Origin of the sequence: Pantoea sp. SIMBA_079, assembly GCF_046940275.1 — a bacterium.
Lineage (GTDB): Bacteria > Pseudomonadota > Gammaproteobacteria > Enterobacterales > Enterobacteriaceae > Pantoea > Pantoea borealis.
The window spans coordinates 1-268 of the sequence record NZ_JAWRYR010000374.1 but is presented as its reverse complement, the minus strand read 5'-3'; the positions used below and the strand labels follow the sequence as shown (position 1 = coordinate 268).

The 268-nt window shown below is 70.1% G+C and carries 1 protein-coding gene; it reads left to right on the top strand.

Annotation, left to right across the window (positions count from 1 at the left end):
* On the top strand, window positions 1-268 hold a 268-nt coding region (locus SB719_RS20425; RefSeq protein ID WP_412159781.1), incomplete at both ends, for a hypothetical protein.

The window sequence follows — 268 nt, the reverse complement described above, 5'->3', positions numbered from 1 at the left end:
CGCCACCCAGGTCATCACCTACTCGGTGACGGTCAAGAACCCGGACAACGGCGACCACGTGCTGACGAACGCGGTGGTCCCGGACGGCCCGGGCGGCGACTGCGCGACAGCGGGCGGGTGCACGACGACCACTGCGGTCCGCTCGTACACCGCGACCAAGACCGCCGACACGAACGTCGTGAACCCCGGCGGGGTCATCACCTACACGGTGACGCTGGTGAACACCGGCACGGCCGACTACACGGCCGCCACCCCGGCGACCTTCACC